The following is a 16,962-nucleotide window of genomic DNA, read 5'->3' on the forward strand; positions in this document are numbered from 1 at the left end:
TGCCCAAGCCTCTCATTTCTTGTATAGCAGAAAAGATATGAATTGTATGATATGCATATTGTAATGCACTGCTTGAAGAATTGCAAGCCTGGGGCGACAGTTTCCCCGAACTCACCTTGTCAGAGAGCAGCGGCTGCGGTAGTGTATTATCAATGGGGCTGGCCATGAGAAGCAAGCGGTGCCAGCCTCAGCTGACCACACCAAGGAGAGACCGACCATGATGTCTGCTCATGCGCAGACGACGGGACAGATGGCCGATCTTGCAGCCTCACCCGAGGGAGCAGAGGCGGCCATCGTCGTAGATAGATTCTGCAAAAGCTATAACGGACGACGTGTCGTTGACGAACTAAGTTTCAGCGTGCGACGGGGAGAAGTCTTTGCTCTCCTGGGGCCTAATGGGGCCGGCAAAACCACCACCGTTGAGACTCTAGAGGGCTACCGTCGCCCTGATGGGGGGAATGTACGCGTCCTTGGGCTGGACCCGATCCGGGATGCTACACGTCTCAAGCCGCTCATTGGCGTCATGCTCCAGCAGGATGGCCTTTATCCCATGCTACGCCCGCGGGAAGTGTTGCGCCTCTTTGCCGGCTACTATCGGCAGCCCCAGCCCATTGATCAGCTCCTGGAACGTGTCGGTATCGACCCTGGCACCAAAACCATCTGTCGCCGGCTTTCTGGCGGTCAGAAGCGTCGCCTGGCCCTCGCTCTGGCCCTCGTCGGCAATCCCCAGCTGCTCTTTCTCGACGAGCCTACCGCAGGCATGGACCCCCAGGCTCGCCTGGCTACCTGGGAGATCATTCGCGATCTCAAGGCTCAGGGAGTTACTATCTTGTTGACTACCCACCTGATGGACGAAGCTGAGCGTTTGGCCGACCGCGTAGCCATCATCGATCATGGCCGGCTCATAGCTCTGGACACCCCCGATCGGCTGACTGGCGTTGACAGCGCTACTATGGTACGCTTTGTCGCCCCTGCCGGCCTCGATTGCCGTGCTCTAGCGGCCTTACCTGGTGTCCAACGCGCCGAGGAAGTGCGTCCCGGCAGCTACCTGCTCGAAACGGCGCCCCAAAGCATGCCCGCGGTCCTGGCTGATCTCACAGCCTGGTTGCGCGATCGGGGCATCACCCTGACTGAATTGCGTGTCGGTCATGGCTCGCTCGAAGAGCTATTCCTCCGTCTGACCGGCTCCGAGATGCGTGAATGAGGGGAAAGGCAGGTCCTCAAGCGCTCTTTGTGGAGGTGAAACTATGACAACCCTTGCTAATACGGGCCAGAGTGGGCAGGTGCAGCCACAGCCGGCGCAAGCAGCTCCATTCCTCCGTCAGGTTGGGGCTCAGTTCAAAGCTGAGCTTCTGTTGACCTCGCGCCGCGGTGAAAACATTCTCGTCACTCTCATTCTCCCGGTGATTCTCCTGGTCTTTTTCGCCTCGCTCAAGATCATTCCTGTGAGCACAGGCTCGGTCATCAACTTTCTTTTGCCCGGCATCCTGGCTTTAGCCATCATGGCCTCGGGCATGGTCCACCTGGGCATCTCGACCGCCTATGAGCGGTACTACGGTGTGCTCAAACGCTTAGGGGCGACGCCTCTTCCGCGGAGCGGTCTCATTGCCGCGAAAATTGCCGCTGTGCTGCTGCTAGAGGTGCTACAAGTAGTCCTGCTAGTGGGCATTGCCTTGCTCTTCTATGGCTGGCGCCCCGTTGGTTCGCCCGGCCTGGCCATTCTGGTGCTGGCTCTGGGAACCATTACCTTTGCTGCTTTGGGGCTGGCAATGGCCGGGAGCTTGCGCGCCGAGACAACCCTGGCAGTGGCCAACGGCCTCTATCTGCTCTTTCTGCTCATTGGGGGCGGTATTCTGCCCCTTGACCACCTACCGGCTCCCCTGGCGGCTCTGGCTCAGTATCTGCCAGCTGCGGCCTTCACTCAGTCGCTGCAAGCTGCTCTGACTGCCGGCGCTCCTTTCCCCGGCACGGCCCTGCTGACACTGCTGATCTGGATGATTCTCATCCTGGCGATCGCTATCAGGACTTTCCGTTGGGAGTAGCGCTATCTGTGGGAATAAATGAAATCATCTCATTGTTTTTGTGAGGTGGAAGCCCCAAAAAGAGGGCATGAGCAGGAGCTTCTCAACAGAGAGGTCAAACGGAGCAGCAAAACGGCTGGTGGTCGTCTCTTAGCGAGACGATCCTGGCGAGCCGGAGAAGGAGAAAGGAAAGAGGGAGCCAGCCGTGAAGAGCGGCGGAGGCTCACAAGACCCGAAGCGCAAGGAACATAAGCCTGGCAATCGTGCGAAAGGAGGTGGGCGGCTATGGTCGACATCATCCGCTACGATCCTTTCCGCGAGGTAATCAGCCTGCGGGATGCTATCAATCGGCTCTTTGAGGAGAGCTTTGTGGCGCCTGGCTGGCGCTGGGATGAGGCTTCGGCGACCATCCCCATCAATGTGCGCGAGAATGAGCACGGCTATCAGGTTCAGGCGCAGATCCCCGGCGTGAAGCCTGAGCAGCTGGAGGTGAATGTCACCGGCAACACGCTGACGCTCAAGGCGGAGGTGCCGCGCGAGGAGGTGGAGGAGCAGCGTGGTCAGTGGCATGTGCGGGAGATTCGCAGCGGTAGCTTCGCGCGGACGATTACCTTCCCGAAGGACATTGATAGCGGGAAGATCGAGGCCAGGTACGAGAACGGCGTGTTGACTGTGAACGTTCCCTTCGGCGAGGCGAGCAAGCCGAAGAAGATCCGTGTCAAGGCCGCCTGAACTTGAACGCTGGCTTGTAGCGCACAGACAGACTGAGATCACGGAGACGTGGCCAGTCAAAGCCACAACCCTCACCGTTTTCTGACGACGGTGAGGGTTTTTTATTTCAGCTCTGGATCTGGCAGGACGCCGAGAGGTCGCATATAGCTGGTGCCCGCTTATCATGTCCTCCCCAAAAAAAGACCTGCACAGCCTTGACTCCTGATTTGAGACTGTGCAGGCTTCTAGCTAGGCGATTGGGAGATACCGACAAAAGGATATCGCTACCGGTGTCCCCGACAGGAATCGAACCTGCGCGCCCGGTTCCGGAGACCGGTGCTCTATCCACTGAGCTACGGGGACCTGCTCCATCCACGATTATACCATATCTGTCAACGTAGGTCACCATTTTCACAAGGATACCTACCGCAGGGATACGCTACCGTCAGGCTCTGGCGCTGCTCCTTCTCTTGTGGCCTCCCCTCTCACTGGCTGTTCCCGATCAGGCGCTCGCCTTTCCCGCATGGAGCCGCTTCACCCGGCTTCCCTGATCAATTCCCTCCCTTGACCAGCCTCTCCCTTCTTTTACTGCTTGCTTCTTAACTGATTATTTAATCTGTCCGCTTCATGATTAGATTGCCGCATTTAACTATTGACAGATCGATAAACGCCGTGTTATCATGCCTCCATATTTTCAGGGAACAGGGAATACGTAGAAAGGGTTGGTCTATGGAAAATAGCCACAAACCTCTATCCTCCTCACCTACTCTACCCGTTGGCCTTGAAGGCCATTCGCGATTCTCTGAAGTTATAACCCCCGCTGCGGAGAGCTACGGACGCCGCGAAGAAGAGCTAGCGCTGGCTGAGACACTGAAGCTGCCTGTCCCGGCTGCTCCCCCAAAGGTCAGGCAGCGAGTGCTCCGGGCGGTGGCGCTGGTGCTCTCTGTGGTGCTGGCGGTGACACTCTATCTGCTCTGGCAGGAAGCGGCGCCTGCTGAGGCACCTCTGGTATCAGCTCCATCTGGCGGCACAGCGGCTGCGCTGACACCAGCTTCAGCAGAGGGTCGGGTGCCCGTGGTGACCGCCACAGCGACGGTTGCTCCTGCCACGACACTGACGCCCACTGCCAGTATTGAGGTTTATATTGTCGGAGCTGTTCGCCATCCTGGGGTCTATACGCTGCCCGCAGGGGCCCGCGTCTATCAGTTACTGCAGGCCGCAGGTGGTCCCCTGCCCGAGGCCAATCTGGTAGCTCTCAATCTGGCTGCTGTACTCCACGACGGCGAGGAAATTTATGTAACACGAGTTGGTGAGGTCTCTCCACCCATTGCTGTCAATGGATCAGCACAGGAAGGTGCCAGCTCTGCCTCCAGCAGTCCTGCTGCCCCTTCCTCAGCTCTGGTGAATATCAACACTGCCGGCGTCGATGAGCTACGTCAGCAATTGCATGTCAGTACGACAACTGCTGAGAATATTGTGAATTATCGCCTCCAGCATGGTGCCTATACGTCAGTCGACCAACTTCTCCAGGTCGTGAGCCGCTCGATTTACGACCGAATTAAGAATCTGGTAACGGTCTAAGGGATGTAGAGCTGTAGGGAAAGAGGGGATTGTCATGTCGTTGCTGCTCCTGAGAGAAGCTCTGCTACGGTTGCGGAGGCTACCGCTAATGGTCGCCTCCTCGGGCTGGCTGGCAGGAATAATGCTTGCCTATTGGCTGCAGCTTCCCGCGCGCTGGCTCCCGCTGCCACTCCTGGCAACGGTACTGGCAACCGTTGTTAGCTGGCGCCGCTGGGAGATGACGGGGGGGCTTTTGCTCTTCCTGTCAGCCTTACTCGTTGGTGCCTGGCACATGGCGCTGGCCGATCCTCGTCATGATCCACAGTCTGTGGTCAGTTTGCTGCGTTCCGCTGCGGGGACCAGCGAGATGGTTGTCCGCGGCGAGGTGAGTGCACCTCCTGCCCTGGAGGGCCATGCCCGTCGCCTCACGGTAAGTGTAGCCGAGGTGAGTAGCGATGGCGGCTTGCACTGGCAGCCACGGCATGGCGAGATCGCTGTTTTCACTTCTGGCACCTTGCTCGATGATCCCTATGGTCCAGCTTACGGCGATGAGGTCCTGCTGCGCGGGCACCTCGTGCCACCAGCAAACGATGACGCTCCAGATCTGCAGGCGTTGATGGCGTTCCCTCGCCTCTCGGTCAGGCAGCACGGAGGGAATCCTTTGCTGGCTTTGCTCTATACGCTCCGCTTCCGGCTGGCGGCTTTGATTGCAAGAGCTTTGCCTCAGCCCGAGGCAGCGCTGCTGGTGGCGATCCTGCTCGGCTTACGGACGCCTGCTCTGCAGCCACTGACACCCCTGTTCAATGTGACGGGCACTGCTCATTTGATTGTTCCCAGTGGCTTTAAGGTGACGCTACTCGCCGGCCTGATGGCACTACCGTTGCAGCCCCTGGCTCGCCAGAAGCCTGACGATTGGCGCCTCCTGCCAGCTCAACGTCGGCGCTCTCAGCGCTGGCTGTGGCTGCTCTGTCTGCTCCAGCTGCTGGCAATTGCTGCCTATACAGTACTCAGTGGCGCAGGGCCAGCGGCCTTGCGAGCTGGTTTCATGGGGGCGCTCCTGGTTCTTGCCCCCCGTCTGGGGCGCTACTACCATGTATATAGCGCTCTGGCGGCGACAGCTCTGGTAATGAGCCTTGTCGATCCGTTTATCCTGTGGGATAGCGGTTTCCAGCTCTCGTTTCTGGGAACATTGGGGATTGTACTCCTTGCTCCCCTCTTTACCCGACCTCTGCTGCGGCTGGAGCGTTTCCCGGCTGGTTCGCTGCTGGTAGAGGCTCTGGCGGTCACTCTGGCTGCTCAGATAGCAACCTTGCCGGTCTTCGCTCTGACCTTTGCTCAGCTTTCGTTTGTGGCGCCGTTGGCTAATGTGTTGACGGTCCCTTTGCTGGAGCTGTTGCTCTTGCTGGGAGTAGCGATCTGTCTGCTAGGGGCTGTGAGCTTTCCGCTGGCCGTGGCTGTGGGCTGGCTGGCCTGGTTCCCTCTGCATTATGTAATCGGCGCTGTGGCTCTCTGCGCTCGACTTCCGTTGGCCTGGTTGAGTACGACTGGCTGGCCGCTCTCGGTTCCGCTGGCCTGGGGCTACTATGCGATTTTGGCTGGAGCGTTGGGGGTGGGCTGGCGTTCCTGCCCGTCTTTGTTCGTCTCATCACCTGAGAATGGCCTCAAGCAGGCTGGAACAAATCGATCAAAGCCAGCGAAAGGGCATAGCCGCCATCGGGGCTTGCTGCTTGGAGGACAGGTAGCCCTGGCGCTCTTGCTCCTGCTGGCGACGGGCCTGCGAGCGCTGCTAAGCCGGGACAGCACTGGACTGCTGGTGACGGTCTTCTCGTTAGCGTCCCCTGCGGGAAGCACTGGGCCAGCGATACTGGTCCAGATGGCTCACGGGGGCCTGCTCTTGATCGACGGCGGCCCTGATGCGACGACCCTCGCTCAGGTACTGGATCGCCGCCTGCCCTTGTGGCAACGCCACATTGACTGGCTGGTGCTGTCCACTCCTTTGCTCTCTCACTTAACAGGCCTCCAGGATGCGGCATCGCGCTTTGAGATCGGTCAAGCCCTCGACGGGGGGGTGCTACACCCAGGGGCGGCCTACGCACTCTGGCGTCGTACCCTCCGGGAAGATGGCATCCCCTACCAGACGCTCCGTCAGGGCCAGGTGCTCTCTCCTGGGCCGAATCTGCGTCTGGAGGTGCTCTGGCCTCCATCTCCCCTCCACCGTGGAGGCGATGAGGCGCGCAATAACGCTCTGGTCCTGCGCCTGGTTGCTCCGGGTTTGCGCCTCTTGCTCCTGGGTGAGGCAGCGCAGAGCGCCTATGCGCTCAGTGGCTTGCTAACCGCTCTCAGATCATCCTCTACAGGTCAGGACAATGTGGTGCTGGCCGCGCTGACTGCCGGCCAGCGGCCACCCCCCGCTTTCTCTCGCCTGCTGGAGCAGGTGCATCCATCCCTACTGGTGGTGAACGTGACGGCTCATCGCTCGCCAGCAGCGATGCAAAAGCCCGTTGTGGTTGGGGCTGGCGAGTGGCCCTTTGTTCCTCCAGGCTTGAGCCATACGTTTTTGCTAAGAGCGCCGGCTGCCTTCACAGTGCAGACCAGTTCGACTGGCTGGTCTTTTGGCCTGGCTGCCCCATGATTGCCTTGCTCGGTAGGTCGCGGCTCATTCGGCAAGAAGAGATGCTCTGAAAGCTACCGTCTCTCGGGCATTGTATGAGAAAAATAGATGAGATGAGAAAGGCTCGAACTCTCCGAAGAAGGCTGCTTGGAAACTGCCTCGGTGGAAAGCAAGGATGGCGCTATGTTTGCTACAACTGCCGGGCTGAGCTTCTTGCTGCCACAGAACTACTGAGATAAAACAAAGGCTTGGATCTCATCAGGCTAATCGGTTCTGTTCATCCATCTGCTGCTGATATGGGGGGACGGGACAGGCAATAAGCAACAAGACTATTGCTATCGGGGTTGTCCATGCTATCATAGGGGGAGTCATTGGCAATTAGTCAGGATAGCAAAGGAAGGAGCATCTCCGTCTTATGAGCCGCTGTGAACGCTGTGGCTATGATAGCTCTCACCATGTGGCGATCTGTCCCGTCTGCGGCTCGCTGACCACGGCCTCCGGCGACTATACCCCGGCGGGAGGCCCTGAGACGCCAGGGAGCACAGGCGAGCCATTTTCGTACTATAGCACCAGCGGCTGGCCAGGTTCTAGCCCTGGTTCCCGTGCTGATCCCTGGCCTCAACAGGCTTCCTTGTCGCCTACTCCCTATTCTCCACCTCAGCAGGTCAATGTGATGGTCGTGCAACCGCAAAAGGAGGTGGCACCTCTCATTGTCGAGCTTTTGTTATCTCTTCTTTTGAATATCTACGGCATTGGCTGGCTAATGGTCGGTGAGACCCTCCCTGGGGTGCTGCTCCTGGTCGGCAGCATTGTGGTTCTCTGGCCACTCCTACTGGTCTCCTTGATCTTCTGGCCGGTATGCTGCGGTTTCAAGCTCTTGCTGATTGTGGGACTGGTGATCAATAGCGTGCTGTTGAATAACTATCTGGATCGCCTGGCTGCTCGTCGCTTAATGCCGGTGCCGCCTCCACCGATGCCGCCTCCACCGCAGCGCCAGTGGTAAAACAATTAGATCAGGAAGGAGTATCTCTATCTTCACCTAGAAGACAAAGACGGTAGTGGAGAGAAACAACTGCACCATTGCCCTTGACTCGCTACTGAGCAGCTGGCTCGGGGTTGCCCTGCCCTGTAGCTGTAGCCCTCGATCTCTCTGGTAGAGACCGTCCTCGTAGAACAGTGACGACCTCTGTAGAGCAGTCAGACGGGAAAGGCCAGGCGCCGATACTTCTCTCGCGATTCGAGCCAGGCTTCATCAGAGAGACCCAGCCGCTCGCGCAGTGTCTCAAAAGAGACCCCAGCTCGCAGCTGGCGAACAGCAAAGGTATCGCGCAACAGTTGTAGAGTCACCCGCTTCTTGATGCCGGCTGCTTTGACCGCGCGAGCCAAAATATAGTTGAGATTGCGATCGGTGCAGTTAAAGAGTGTCTCGCCTGGCTGATGTTGGTATTTTCCTAAATACTCTCGCACAATGTCGGTAAACTCGGCTGGCAAGACCAGGCTGCGCTCGCGGTGCTGCTTACCTGTTGAGGGAGGGAAATGGATACTCACTAACGGCTGCTGTGGATTGGAGAGGTCGATGTGCTCTGGCTTGAGAATCATGATTTCTTCTTTTTTGAGACCCGCATGCAGCGTCAGGTAGATCAGGCAGAGGCAGCGCACATCTTCGGCTGCCGCTTTGAGCAGCCGCTCAATCTCTTCCTCAAATAGAAGCTCCGGCAGCGGAGGCAGCGGGCGTTCCAGGATGAGGCTTGCCGATGGGTCTTCACGGATCACCCCTTCGCCTGCCAGCCAGGAAAAGAAGTTCTTAAGAAAGGTGACACGCCGCGCCATAGTCTTGGGAGCTGGCGTATGATCTTTGTTGCCAAATTTTAACTTCATGAGCCAGTCGATGAGGTCCTCTTTGGTGATTCTACCAACCGGTGTCTCTGGCCCCATGAATTCGGTGAACATCTTGAGGTCAGAAAGAAAGCAGGTAACGGTATAGTTCGATTTTCCCCGCAGCTTCAGCTCCTGCTGATAGGGTAAAGCGCAGGCTGCCAGACTGGACTGCTCTGTCAAAGGCTGAGTACGCACCAGCGGGGGAAAGGGGACCTCACGCGGGTCCGCTGGCTGCGTGACGACCTGCGTAGCTCCAGGGAAAAGACCAGCTTGTACCACAACGGACTCTTCTTGCGCTACGCTCTCCGTTGGCCGCTTCTTCTGACTATCCTCGTGCATGAGCTGCTCTCCAGTGGTAGTTTCATGCTCTGAAGCTGTTCTTTTTGTATTTCATTATAGCAGGAGAAGCCAGCACTGTTCAACCTTCGCACTCGCTTCCTGTGACTCCTTTCCCCTGCTCGTTGTTCCTCAAGTGAGGAGGGCTTGCGCTCCTCTCGCAATACCCGCAGAGGATGGTTCTTTGACCTGAAGGAGACGCCTGCGTGTGCTGTTCTGTTCACGGTGATCGTTGTGGCGAGCCTGGCCTCACGGTGCGCGTGATCTATAGACCTGACGGTGGCGGCAGCTCCTTGCTAGCAGAGGCAGGGGGAAGGTTTCAAGCACAGGGTCTGGCTCTGGATGGGGAGTCATTGAGGCAATCTTCCGTTCCCCAGATAGGGGGAAGGATACCAGTCACTCTCTTGGTGGCCTGCCCCCTGCAAGGGCTTCACTCAAGGCATACCGCAGCCGTGGAGAAGAAACAAGAGACCTCACCCGAATTGTCCTGGCATTGTGGAGGAGCAATCGGCTGAGGTCTTTAGCTGATAGGCGCTGTCTTGCTGTAGTGCTAAAAGAGCGCCAGGCGGTCCTGGCTCTGACGTAGAGTAGACCGGCCAGCGACACCTGACCACTCATCACTCACTCAGGCCAGGCGCTCAAACGGATGAGGCGTGTCAGGTGGTCCAGGCGATTACTCTGGTTTGCTCTCTTGGCTTTCCGACTCCCCTTCTGCTTCCAGGCTACCTGTCTCCTCTACCTCTTCCTCGCTGTCCACAGAGTAAAGGGGTACCTCCAGATCCTCTGGCTCGAACTCCTCATCCACCTCCTCGCTCTCCTCAGCGCTGACCACACGCCCCCAGTCGCTGTAGCGCGCCGGTCGGGACTCCTTCCAGACACGGATGGTGGGCCGCATCGTAGGGAAGGCGCGTAGTCCTTCTGGCGCAGCCGGACCTTCGAGCTGCGGCTCGTAAGCTGGCGCGCTCTCGCGCACAAGTACTTCCTCTCCCCAGGCCGTGGCTTCAAAGCCCAGGCGACGCAGGTCCATAACCATGCCGGGCCAGGTATCCTCTGGGGCAATGGCCCACCATTCGCGTCCCCACAGACGCACCGGGCGAACGCGTAGAGGCCGATTCAGATCCCCCAGAGTGGCTAGTAACGGCGAGCGCTTGCGTTCCGCTTTTTTCATAGCTTGTCAACCGTCCTTCCCAGGACTGAGACCACCTGCTCTGGCCTCTTCTCCTGGTACTGCGTTGCGATGGAGCAGCGTCGTGCCTCAATGCTGCTGCTAGGCAAGACCAGGAGAGTCGGATTCTGTATCCTTCCGCTATTTACGATACCACATAAGCCGGGCTATTGCCAGTAGGGCGATGCCTGCCGCCCTCGCTGTCACTCCGTGCTGCGCGCAAGAGAAAGCGGTTGACATCGCCCTTGTGTTATCAAAGCTCAGACTAACAGGACCGCTTGTCTGGCCCTGAAAGCCAGGTCAGATGGAGCTAGGTCGCCTGCTCTGGCTACCTGCTTTGTACTGGCAGCCCCAGATAGGCCACTATCTCGCCGTCATGCCACTCCGGTGGTCCCTCTAGCCAGCGTAGCATCTGCCGATAACGCTGATCCTGCTCCTCGCTGCGAGCGTTGGCCAGGTAGGCTTCTTTGTCGCTGAACGCTACTGCAATATAGCACTCGCGGCCATCGGCATCCATGCGGTAGACAAGCGTTGCAACGGTTCCAGGCACATGCGCCTGCTCAAACTCGCGTAGCTCTGCCAGGAGCTGTGCCTCTGCTCCGGGCTTGATCCGACAGTGGGCGATTGTTCCGTACATGGAATATTTTCCTTTCAGTCTGACTGCAATCAAGGACATTGCCGCATCGGATACCGGGCCGATGCTGTTGTTGTACCCCGTAACCCAGGCCTGTGGCAAGCACAGCTATGGGCACTATGACGCGACCAGAAAAGCGAGACGCCGCCAGCCAGCTTTCGCTCAAGCCAGCTTGGCGGCGCGTCTCTATCCTGGCCAGGTAGCTTCCTGGCTGGCTGCCGTTGGCCTGGCTCGTCCCGCCAGAAAAAAGGTCGAGAGGCATAGCACCGGCAGGCGGCGCTGTCCTAGACGGCAGTGGCTGCTGATGGCTCAGCTTAGCGCGTAGATAGCCAGGTTGCTATAGACCACGTTGGCATCGTTCTCGCCCGCTGTGCCAAGAAAACCGATATTGCCTTCTGTATAGCTGTTATCGCTAACTGTGGTCAAATAAACGTTGTTGGCATAGAAGGAGAGGCTACTCCCGTTGGCGATGATCTGCAGCGTATTTGCTACACCAGTTCCAGACTGCAGGGCTGGGGAGGTGGTCCAGTCAGCGAAAGGTTGTTCGAGGCCCCCGTCGAATCTGGCGATCCGATAACGGCCCTGGCTGTCAACCTCGAAGAGATAACCTGAGGAGAGGCTGAAGAGGTTAGGGTGGAGGCGAATGAAAACGCCCCCCGAGGCGCCGCTGAGGATCTTCATCTGCACGCTGAGGGCGATATTCCCGTAACTATAGTTCGCTTCATGGCAAATACGCTGCGTTGTTGTCAGGCTAACAGCCTGAACAACGTGGTAGCCATCGCCTCCAAAGAGACAATGGCTGCTGCGGTCCCAGTTAGCTTGCCTGGTCGCCGGATTATCGGCGTTGGTCAGCGCATCGCTATAGACCAACCTGCCGGCGGTGGCGGTCTGCCAGACCGCCGCGGTCGCGGTAGCCTGGGCCTGGGCGGTGGCCGTAGCCCCGGCCATCGCTGTACGCGTGGCTTGCACCTGAGCCTCGACGGTCGCAGTAGCCTGAGCCTGTGCGGTAGCGGTCAGGTTAGGCGTGGCTGTGGGTGTCTGCTGCTGTCCGCTGGACTGGCCGCTGGAGGCCGTGGGACTTCCGTTCGTTCCCTGATGTGGCGAGGAGAAGAAGGCCAGTGCTAAGGGAATGGAGATGGCAAGGAGCAGGACGAGGGCCAGGCTGGCAATGAGCAGGCCCCGGCGCGAGGAGGCCGTGCCTGCCTGTGACCGATATTGCTCATATTGTCTATAATACTGCTGCTGTCCATAGTCAGGATAGCCTGCACCCAATGGAGGCGGCACGGTTGCTGCAGCGTTGGTTGACCCAGGAAGAGGGTAAGAGGTTGGTTGAGGCGGAGCAGGTGTACCAACGCTACCCATGCTGCGCAGCACCAGTGGCTGTGGCGCCCCTGCCCCTGGGGGGCCTGCGCTATGGGTGCTGGCCTGGGCCCAATCCTGGTACTGCTGGGCTGTGGCTCCTCTGGCCAAAGCCCGGCTGCTGCTGGCTACGGCCTGACAGAATGCCTCAGCCAGCTCGCTGGCGCTGCTATAACGTAGCTCGGGCCGCTTCTCCAATCCTTTGAGAATCACTTGCTCGACTGCGGGACTGATCTGGGAGGCATAGAGGTGCGGCGGCGGAGGTGGCTTGCTGATGTGCATCGTGACGACCGCGATGGGATTCTCTGCGGTGAATGGCAGGCGCCCGGTGACCATCTCGAAGAGCAGGACCCCAAGCGAGTAAAGGTCACTACGTACGTTGGCCCGGTTGTCCCCCTCGAACAACTCCGGCGCAACGTATTCGACGGTTCCAAGCACGTTACCGGTGCTGGTGAGCTGCGTGGCGTCGCTGGTAGTGCGCGCGATGCCAAAATCGGAGAGGTAGCAGTGCCCGTCGGCGTCGAGCAGCACGTTAGAGGACTTGATATCACGATGGATGATTCCCTGACGATGGATGTAGTCGAGGGCCGCGGCAATCTCGCGCAGACTGCGGCAGGCTTCGCTCAGCGGAAGCGGCCCCTGCCGGATGCGGGCCCGTAGCGTTCCTCCTTCCATGAAAGGCATCACAATGTAGTACCAGGTCAGGCCATCAATCTCGCCCGAGCCGGTGTCATAAATCGGCACCAGATGCTCGTGCTTGAGCGAGGCCATCAGGCGCGCCTCGCGGATAAAGCGTCGCAGCAGCTCCTCGTCTTCTCGCTTGAATACCTTGATCGCCACGGTGCGCTCAACCGCCAGGTCGTAGCCCTCATAGACATCGGCCATGCCTCCTTTGCCAATGAGCCGACGTAATTCATAGCGTTCGAGGGTCTTTCCCTCCAGACCTGCCATGCATCTTCTCCCGATTGAAGTCTCACGGTCTTGGAGAATGCTATCTTGCCCGCCGCTAGGGGGCATCTCCCTATAGATACAACGGTTGACCCTCCCTTTCGTTACTTGATCCAACCGCGCTTGATAAGAAAGAGCAAGAGCGGTGGCATGACGGCACGGTAGATCATGAATAATCCGAAGGGAGCGATAATCAACAAACCGAGGCAAATCAGGACAATAGCTATACTTAATAACTGAGGATTTCCCTTTGTAAAAGCGATGTCTGAGATATTTTTGATTAAGAAGAGGATTAATCTCCCTATGACGAGGATGAAGAGTGCCGCCCCACAGCCGAAACCCCTTCTGAGGGAGGGTGACAGGCGCTGAAGAACAGTGCGATAGCTGAGAATAGGCTGGTAGAGTGGGTGGGCCGCCCGGATAGCCTGTAGCAGGCGCTGCTGCGTCGTTTTCTCTTCAGGGTCCAGGCGGACTGCCTCCTTGAGAAGGTGCAGGGCCTGCTGAGGCCGGGCCTGGTAGTTGAGCAGGAAATCGCCGTAGTCACTGAGGATCGCGGCATTCTGTGGGTCGAGTGCCAGAGCGCGAAGGTAGGCTTGCTGTGCCAGGGCCAGATTAGCATCGATGCTGGCCTGGTGTGCGAGCAGGGCCTGCAGGCGGGCCTCTTCGGGATCGAGCTCCACGGCTTTGTAGACGTAGGGGCGAGCCTTGTCTGCATCGGGCCACGGCTTGAGTGAGAGATAGCTTGCTCCCAGAAAGTAGTAGGGCCAGGGATTAAGCGGTTGAAGCTCTCTAGCCTTCTCCAGCTCGGTCTGAGCGAGCAGTGGTTGCGATTTCGCCAGCAGGATGATCCCATACAGCAGATGGTGCGTGCTGGACTGAGGATCAAGCCGTAGGGCTTCTCGTATGGCGTCCTCAGCCTGGGCGTATTCCTTGTTCCGCATGGCCGCCACTGCCATCAGGGCCAGGGCATGGGGGTTCTCTGGCTGAGCGTGCAGAACCTTGCTCATCAGCTCCAGCGCCAGCTGTGGCCGCTTGAGGTTCAAAGCGACAATGGCTTTCCTATAGTTCTCTCTGATCGCCACGTCGTCCTGGGTCGTCTTCGTCTCTTCGCTCATGGTCATTTACCACTTGGCCTTTTGCATGAAGCGGAGCACGTCGTCGTAGAGACCGCCCTCGTTGCTGTAGGTGGCGTAATTTTTGGCGGTGGCAAACCATTCAAGCGTCGAGGGACGAACCTGTTTGAGAGCTGCTAGCAGATCGCTGGTGCGCAGGGGGCGTGGCTGGCCCGTTTTGAGCGCTTCGCTCAGCACGGCATCTGTGGCCCGCTCACAGACAGCGCGAATATCGGCGCCGGAGAATTTCTCCATCTGCCTGGCGAGCTGGGGGTAATCGAGGCCCTCGGTAGGCTTCTCCTCCAGGAGGAGGCGCAGAATCGCGCAGCGCGCTTCCAGGTCCGGGGGCGGTACAAAGAGGATGCGGTCAAAGCGCCCAGGCCGGCGCAAGGAACTGTCGACAAACCAGGGGCTATTCGTCGCTCCTAGCACGAGGATCTCACTGTTATTCGTGGAGATGCTGTCTAGCTCTAGCAGCAGCTGATTGGTGAGGATGCGGAGACCGTGGAAGCGCATTTGTTGCCGGCTCCCTCCGAGGGCATCCAGCTCGTCAATGAAGACAATCGCCGGGCGATTGCGCCGTGCCAGCTCGAAGATTCCGTGGAGGTTCTTCTCGCTGTTCCCGATGTACATATCTAGAATATCGTGTATGGCAATGTTAATGAAGCTACACTGGCTCTCTCCCGCTGTGGCTCTCGCAAGAAAGGTTTTTCCACATCCAGGAGGCCCGTAGAGCAAGATGCCGCCGCCAATGCGCCTCCCAAAGCGTTGGAAGAGATCGGGTTGCTGGAGCGGATAGAGAATCTGCATACGAATCTGCTCTTTGATGTCCTCCAGGCCGCCGACGTCCTTGAAGCTTATGGTGGGCCTCTCAACGACCTCCTGGTCGGCCTCCACTTCCTCTTGTACTGCTGCAAAGCGCAGCAGGCGCAGCTTGCCTCTGATCACTATGCCTTGTCGGGCCAGCTCCTCTTCGTAGCTGCTCTCGCGCAGGCTCTCGTCCGCCTTCAGGGCCTGGTCGTAGTAATGGCCTGCACGTCCGTACTCCTGGCGCGCGAAGGCATTTTTGGAAAGGAGCAGGTAAAGCTCGGGAGTGGCCTGTTGCTCTAGAGCGGTCTGTAAAAGCTGCTCCGCGCGCTCGAAGTCGCCGCGCTGATAGTAGGCACGCCCGAGATTAACGCGGCTCGCGTGATCGTTACTGCGCTCCAGTACGGCCTGGAACTGCTCAATCGCTTCCTCGATCCGGCCCAGTCGCAGCTGTAGCTCGGCCAGATGTCTTCGTAGCGGAACGTTCTCAGGGCTGACTGCCAGCGCTTCTTTGAGAATCTCAATAGTCTGTTCGTCTTCCTGGTTGCTCATCGCTTTGCTCTGCCTCACTGAGACCCTGGCTTGAGAAGGATCAAGCAAGAAAGAGGGGTGTAGGCTGTCTGGCAGACAGCCTACACCCGTACGTAGATCTGCTGCTGCTCATCGTAGCGATAGACTTCGTTCCCCTTGTGGAAGGTCAGATTGCCATGCGCGTCCAGGCTGAGCCAGAGAAGGACGCGGGTCCCCTGGGGGAGATGCAGAGGAAGCTTCCAATGATCGAGGCTGCTTGGCCCGACAACGCCGAGCAACCAGGCTCCTCCATCGTCATCGATGGTATTCGGCTGAAATTCGTCGCAGGAGGACGAATGGTCATCGTAGGTGTCGTTGATCTGAATTTGACAGGCGTGCAGAGTAGCGCCGTTGAGCGAAGTCTGAGGGTTGGCATAGGGGTAGTTGCTCATCCCGGTAACATGTGCCAGCGGATAGGTAGCGAAGGCCCAGATCCAGGAACCGTTCTGCACAGGCACGCTGGTCGTAGCATCGACATTGACCACGACGCCCGGAGCGATACGCACCTGCATAGTGCAGCCCTGTGAGCAGTCGATCCCCTGGTCTGGTGGAGTCGGCACGGGAATGAGCGGCGTCGGCAGAACCTGGGGTGGTGTGGCGGGCCGCACCTTGAGGATGATTCCGCCGAGAGCCATCAAAGGATACTGCGGCGAGAGCCGGACGACCATCCCTGGCTGGAGCTTGTGGCAATCTTTGCCGATGGCTGAACTCAAAGCCCTCACGGTCTCCGGTTTGGCATCACTGAAGATCTGACTGGCGTCCATCATGTGCATTTGAACGGTCAGGATCTCGTCGCAGTTGTCCCCTTCCTGTACAGTGTAGAGCACAGAGCCTGGCTGTGGCAAGGCCTGGGCAAAGGCCGGATAGGGTGTCGGCACCGGCGTCGTTGGTACCCCAAGCGCGTAAAAAAAACCGCTGATAGCCGGCATGATGCGATCCCCCAAGTGGAGGCTATAGCTGAAAACGGGGGTGACAATCGCCCCAAACAGGATCAAGAGGAGCAGCAGCTTCCAGGGTATAAGACGCAACAGCGAGCGAAGTGTGTCGCTTGCTCGCAGGCGTGAAGGCATGCGACTGGCCATAAGGTGCTCTTCCCCTCACTTCATGCCATCTCTTGGCATGGTGCTATTATAGCAGGACTGCTCTTTGCTGGCTATCAAGGGGGACTGGCAGGCTCCTCTTGCTGCGAAGAATAACCCCTATTGTTATTCTACACTGGCGGCTATGCTTGCTTCTACCAGGCGGTTAGG

The 16,962-nt window shown here is 58.5% G+C and carries 13 protein-coding genes and 1 tRNA gene; 6 read left to right on the top strand and 8 right to left on the bottom strand.

All coding sequences use genetic code 11. The features are described 5' to 3' along the window. Window positions 1-217: 217 nt before the first annotated feature. The 3 genes from IRZ31_RS03335 to IRZ31_RS03345 all read left to right on the top strand — a co-directional run bounded on the left by IRZ31_RS03335 (window position 218) and on the right by IRZ31_RS03345 (window position 2,753). Window positions 218-1,204: an ABC transporter ATP-binding protein gene (locus tag IRZ31_RS03335; RefSeq protein ID WP_297149522.1), complete on the top strand. Its 987-nt coding sequence runs from the start codon at window positions 218-220 to the stop codon at window positions 1,202-1,204. A 43-nt stretch (window positions 1,205-1,247) separates the two neighbouring features. After that, window positions 1,248-2,042, top strand: a complete 795-nt coding sequence (locus IRZ31_RS03340; protein ID WP_297149524.1) for an ABC transporter permease — start codon at window positions 1,248-1,250, stop codon at window positions 2,040-2,042. 264 nt (window positions 2,043-2,306) lie between these two features. Continuing rightward, a complete protein-coding gene (locus IRZ31_RS03345; RefSeq protein ID WP_297149526.1) occupies window positions 2,307-2,753 on the top strand; it encodes an Hsp20/alpha crystallin family protein in 447 nt (148 codons plus the stop codon). Between the two features lie 270 nt (window positions 2,754-3,023). On the opposite strand, the gene IRZ31_RS03350 is transcribed toward IRZ31_RS03345, so the two are convergent. After that, window positions 3,024-3,095, bottom strand: a tRNA-Arg gene (locus tag IRZ31_RS03350). A 366-nt stretch (window positions 3,096-3,461) separates the two neighbouring features. Here IRZ31_RS03350 and IRZ31_RS03355 point away from each other — a divergent pair. The 3 genes from IRZ31_RS03355 to IRZ31_RS03365 all read left to right on the top strand — a co-directional run bounded on the left by IRZ31_RS03355 (window position 3,462) and on the right by IRZ31_RS03365 (window position 7,906). Further along, complete coding sequence (locus IRZ31_RS03355; protein ID WP_297149528.1) at window positions 3,462-4,313, top strand: helix-hairpin-helix domain-containing protein; 852 nt, start codon at window positions 3,462-3,464, stop codon at window positions 4,311-4,313. A 34-nt stretch (window positions 4,314-4,347) separates the two neighbouring features. After that, complete coding sequence (locus IRZ31_RS03360; RefSeq protein WP_297149530.1) at window positions 4,348-6,924, top strand: ComEC/Rec2 family competence protein; 2,577 nt, start codon at window positions 4,348-4,350, stop codon at window positions 6,922-6,924. A gap of 394 nt (window positions 6,925-7,318) precedes the next feature. After that, entirely contained in the window at window positions 7,319-7,906 is a 588-nt protein-coding gene (locus IRZ31_RS03365; RefSeq protein WP_297149532.1) for a hypothetical protein, read from the top strand. Between the two features lie 194 nt (window positions 7,907-8,100). On the opposite strand, the gene IRZ31_RS03370 is transcribed toward IRZ31_RS03365, so the two are convergent. The 7 genes from IRZ31_RS03370 to IRZ31_RS03400 all read right to left on the bottom strand — a co-directional run bounded on the left by IRZ31_RS03370 (window position 8,101) and on the right by IRZ31_RS03400 (window position 16,794). Then, window positions 8,101-9,120, bottom strand: a complete 1,020-nt coding sequence (locus IRZ31_RS03370; protein ID WP_297149534.1) for a site-specific integrase — start codon at window positions 9,118-9,120, stop codon at window positions 8,101-8,103. A gap of 670 nt (window positions 9,121-9,790) precedes the next feature. After that, window positions 9,791-10,285 (bottom strand): hypothetical protein, encoded by a 495-nt coding sequence (locus IRZ31_RS03375; protein WP_297149537.1) that lies wholly within the window; start codon window positions 10,283-10,285, stop codon window positions 9,791-9,793. Window positions 10,286-10,610: 325 nt separating this feature from the next. Next, a complete protein-coding gene (locus tag IRZ31_RS03380; RefSeq protein ID WP_297149539.1) occupies window positions 10,611-10,919 on the bottom strand; it encodes an antibiotic biosynthesis monooxygenase in 309 nt (102 codons plus the stop codon). Between the two features lie 306 nt (window positions 10,920-11,225). Continuing rightward, window positions 11,226-13,226: a serine/threonine-protein kinase gene (locus IRZ31_RS03385; protein WP_297149541.1), complete on the bottom strand. Its 2,001-nt coding sequence runs from the start codon at window positions 13,224-13,226 to the stop codon at window positions 11,226-11,228. 101 nt (window positions 13,227-13,327) lie between these two features. After that, window positions 13,328-14,338: a tetratricopeptide repeat protein gene (locus IRZ31_RS03390; RefSeq protein WP_297149543.1), complete on the bottom strand. Its 1,011-nt coding sequence runs from the start codon at window positions 14,336-14,338 to the stop codon at window positions 13,328-13,330. Window positions 14,339-14,344: 6 nt separating this feature from the next. Then, window positions 14,345-15,694, bottom strand: a complete 1,350-nt coding sequence (locus IRZ31_RS03395; RefSeq protein ID WP_297149545.1) for an AAA family ATPase — start codon at window positions 15,692-15,694, stop codon at window positions 14,345-14,347. An 80-nt stretch (window positions 15,695-15,774) separates the two neighbouring features. Beyond that, window positions 15,775-16,794 carry a hypothetical protein gene (locus IRZ31_RS03400; protein ID WP_297149547.1) on the bottom strand — a complete coding sequence of 340 codons (1,020 nt, stop codon included), beginning with the start codon at window positions 16,792-16,794 and terminating at the stop codon, window positions 15,775-15,777. Window positions 16,795-16,962 lie beyond the last annotated feature (168 nt).

The sequence above is a fragment of the Thermogemmatispora sp. genome, assembly GCF_019683635.1.
In the GTDB taxonomy this organism is placed as follows: domain Bacteria; phylum Chloroflexota; class Ktedonobacteria; order Ktedonobacterales; family Ktedonobacteraceae; genus Thermogemmatispora.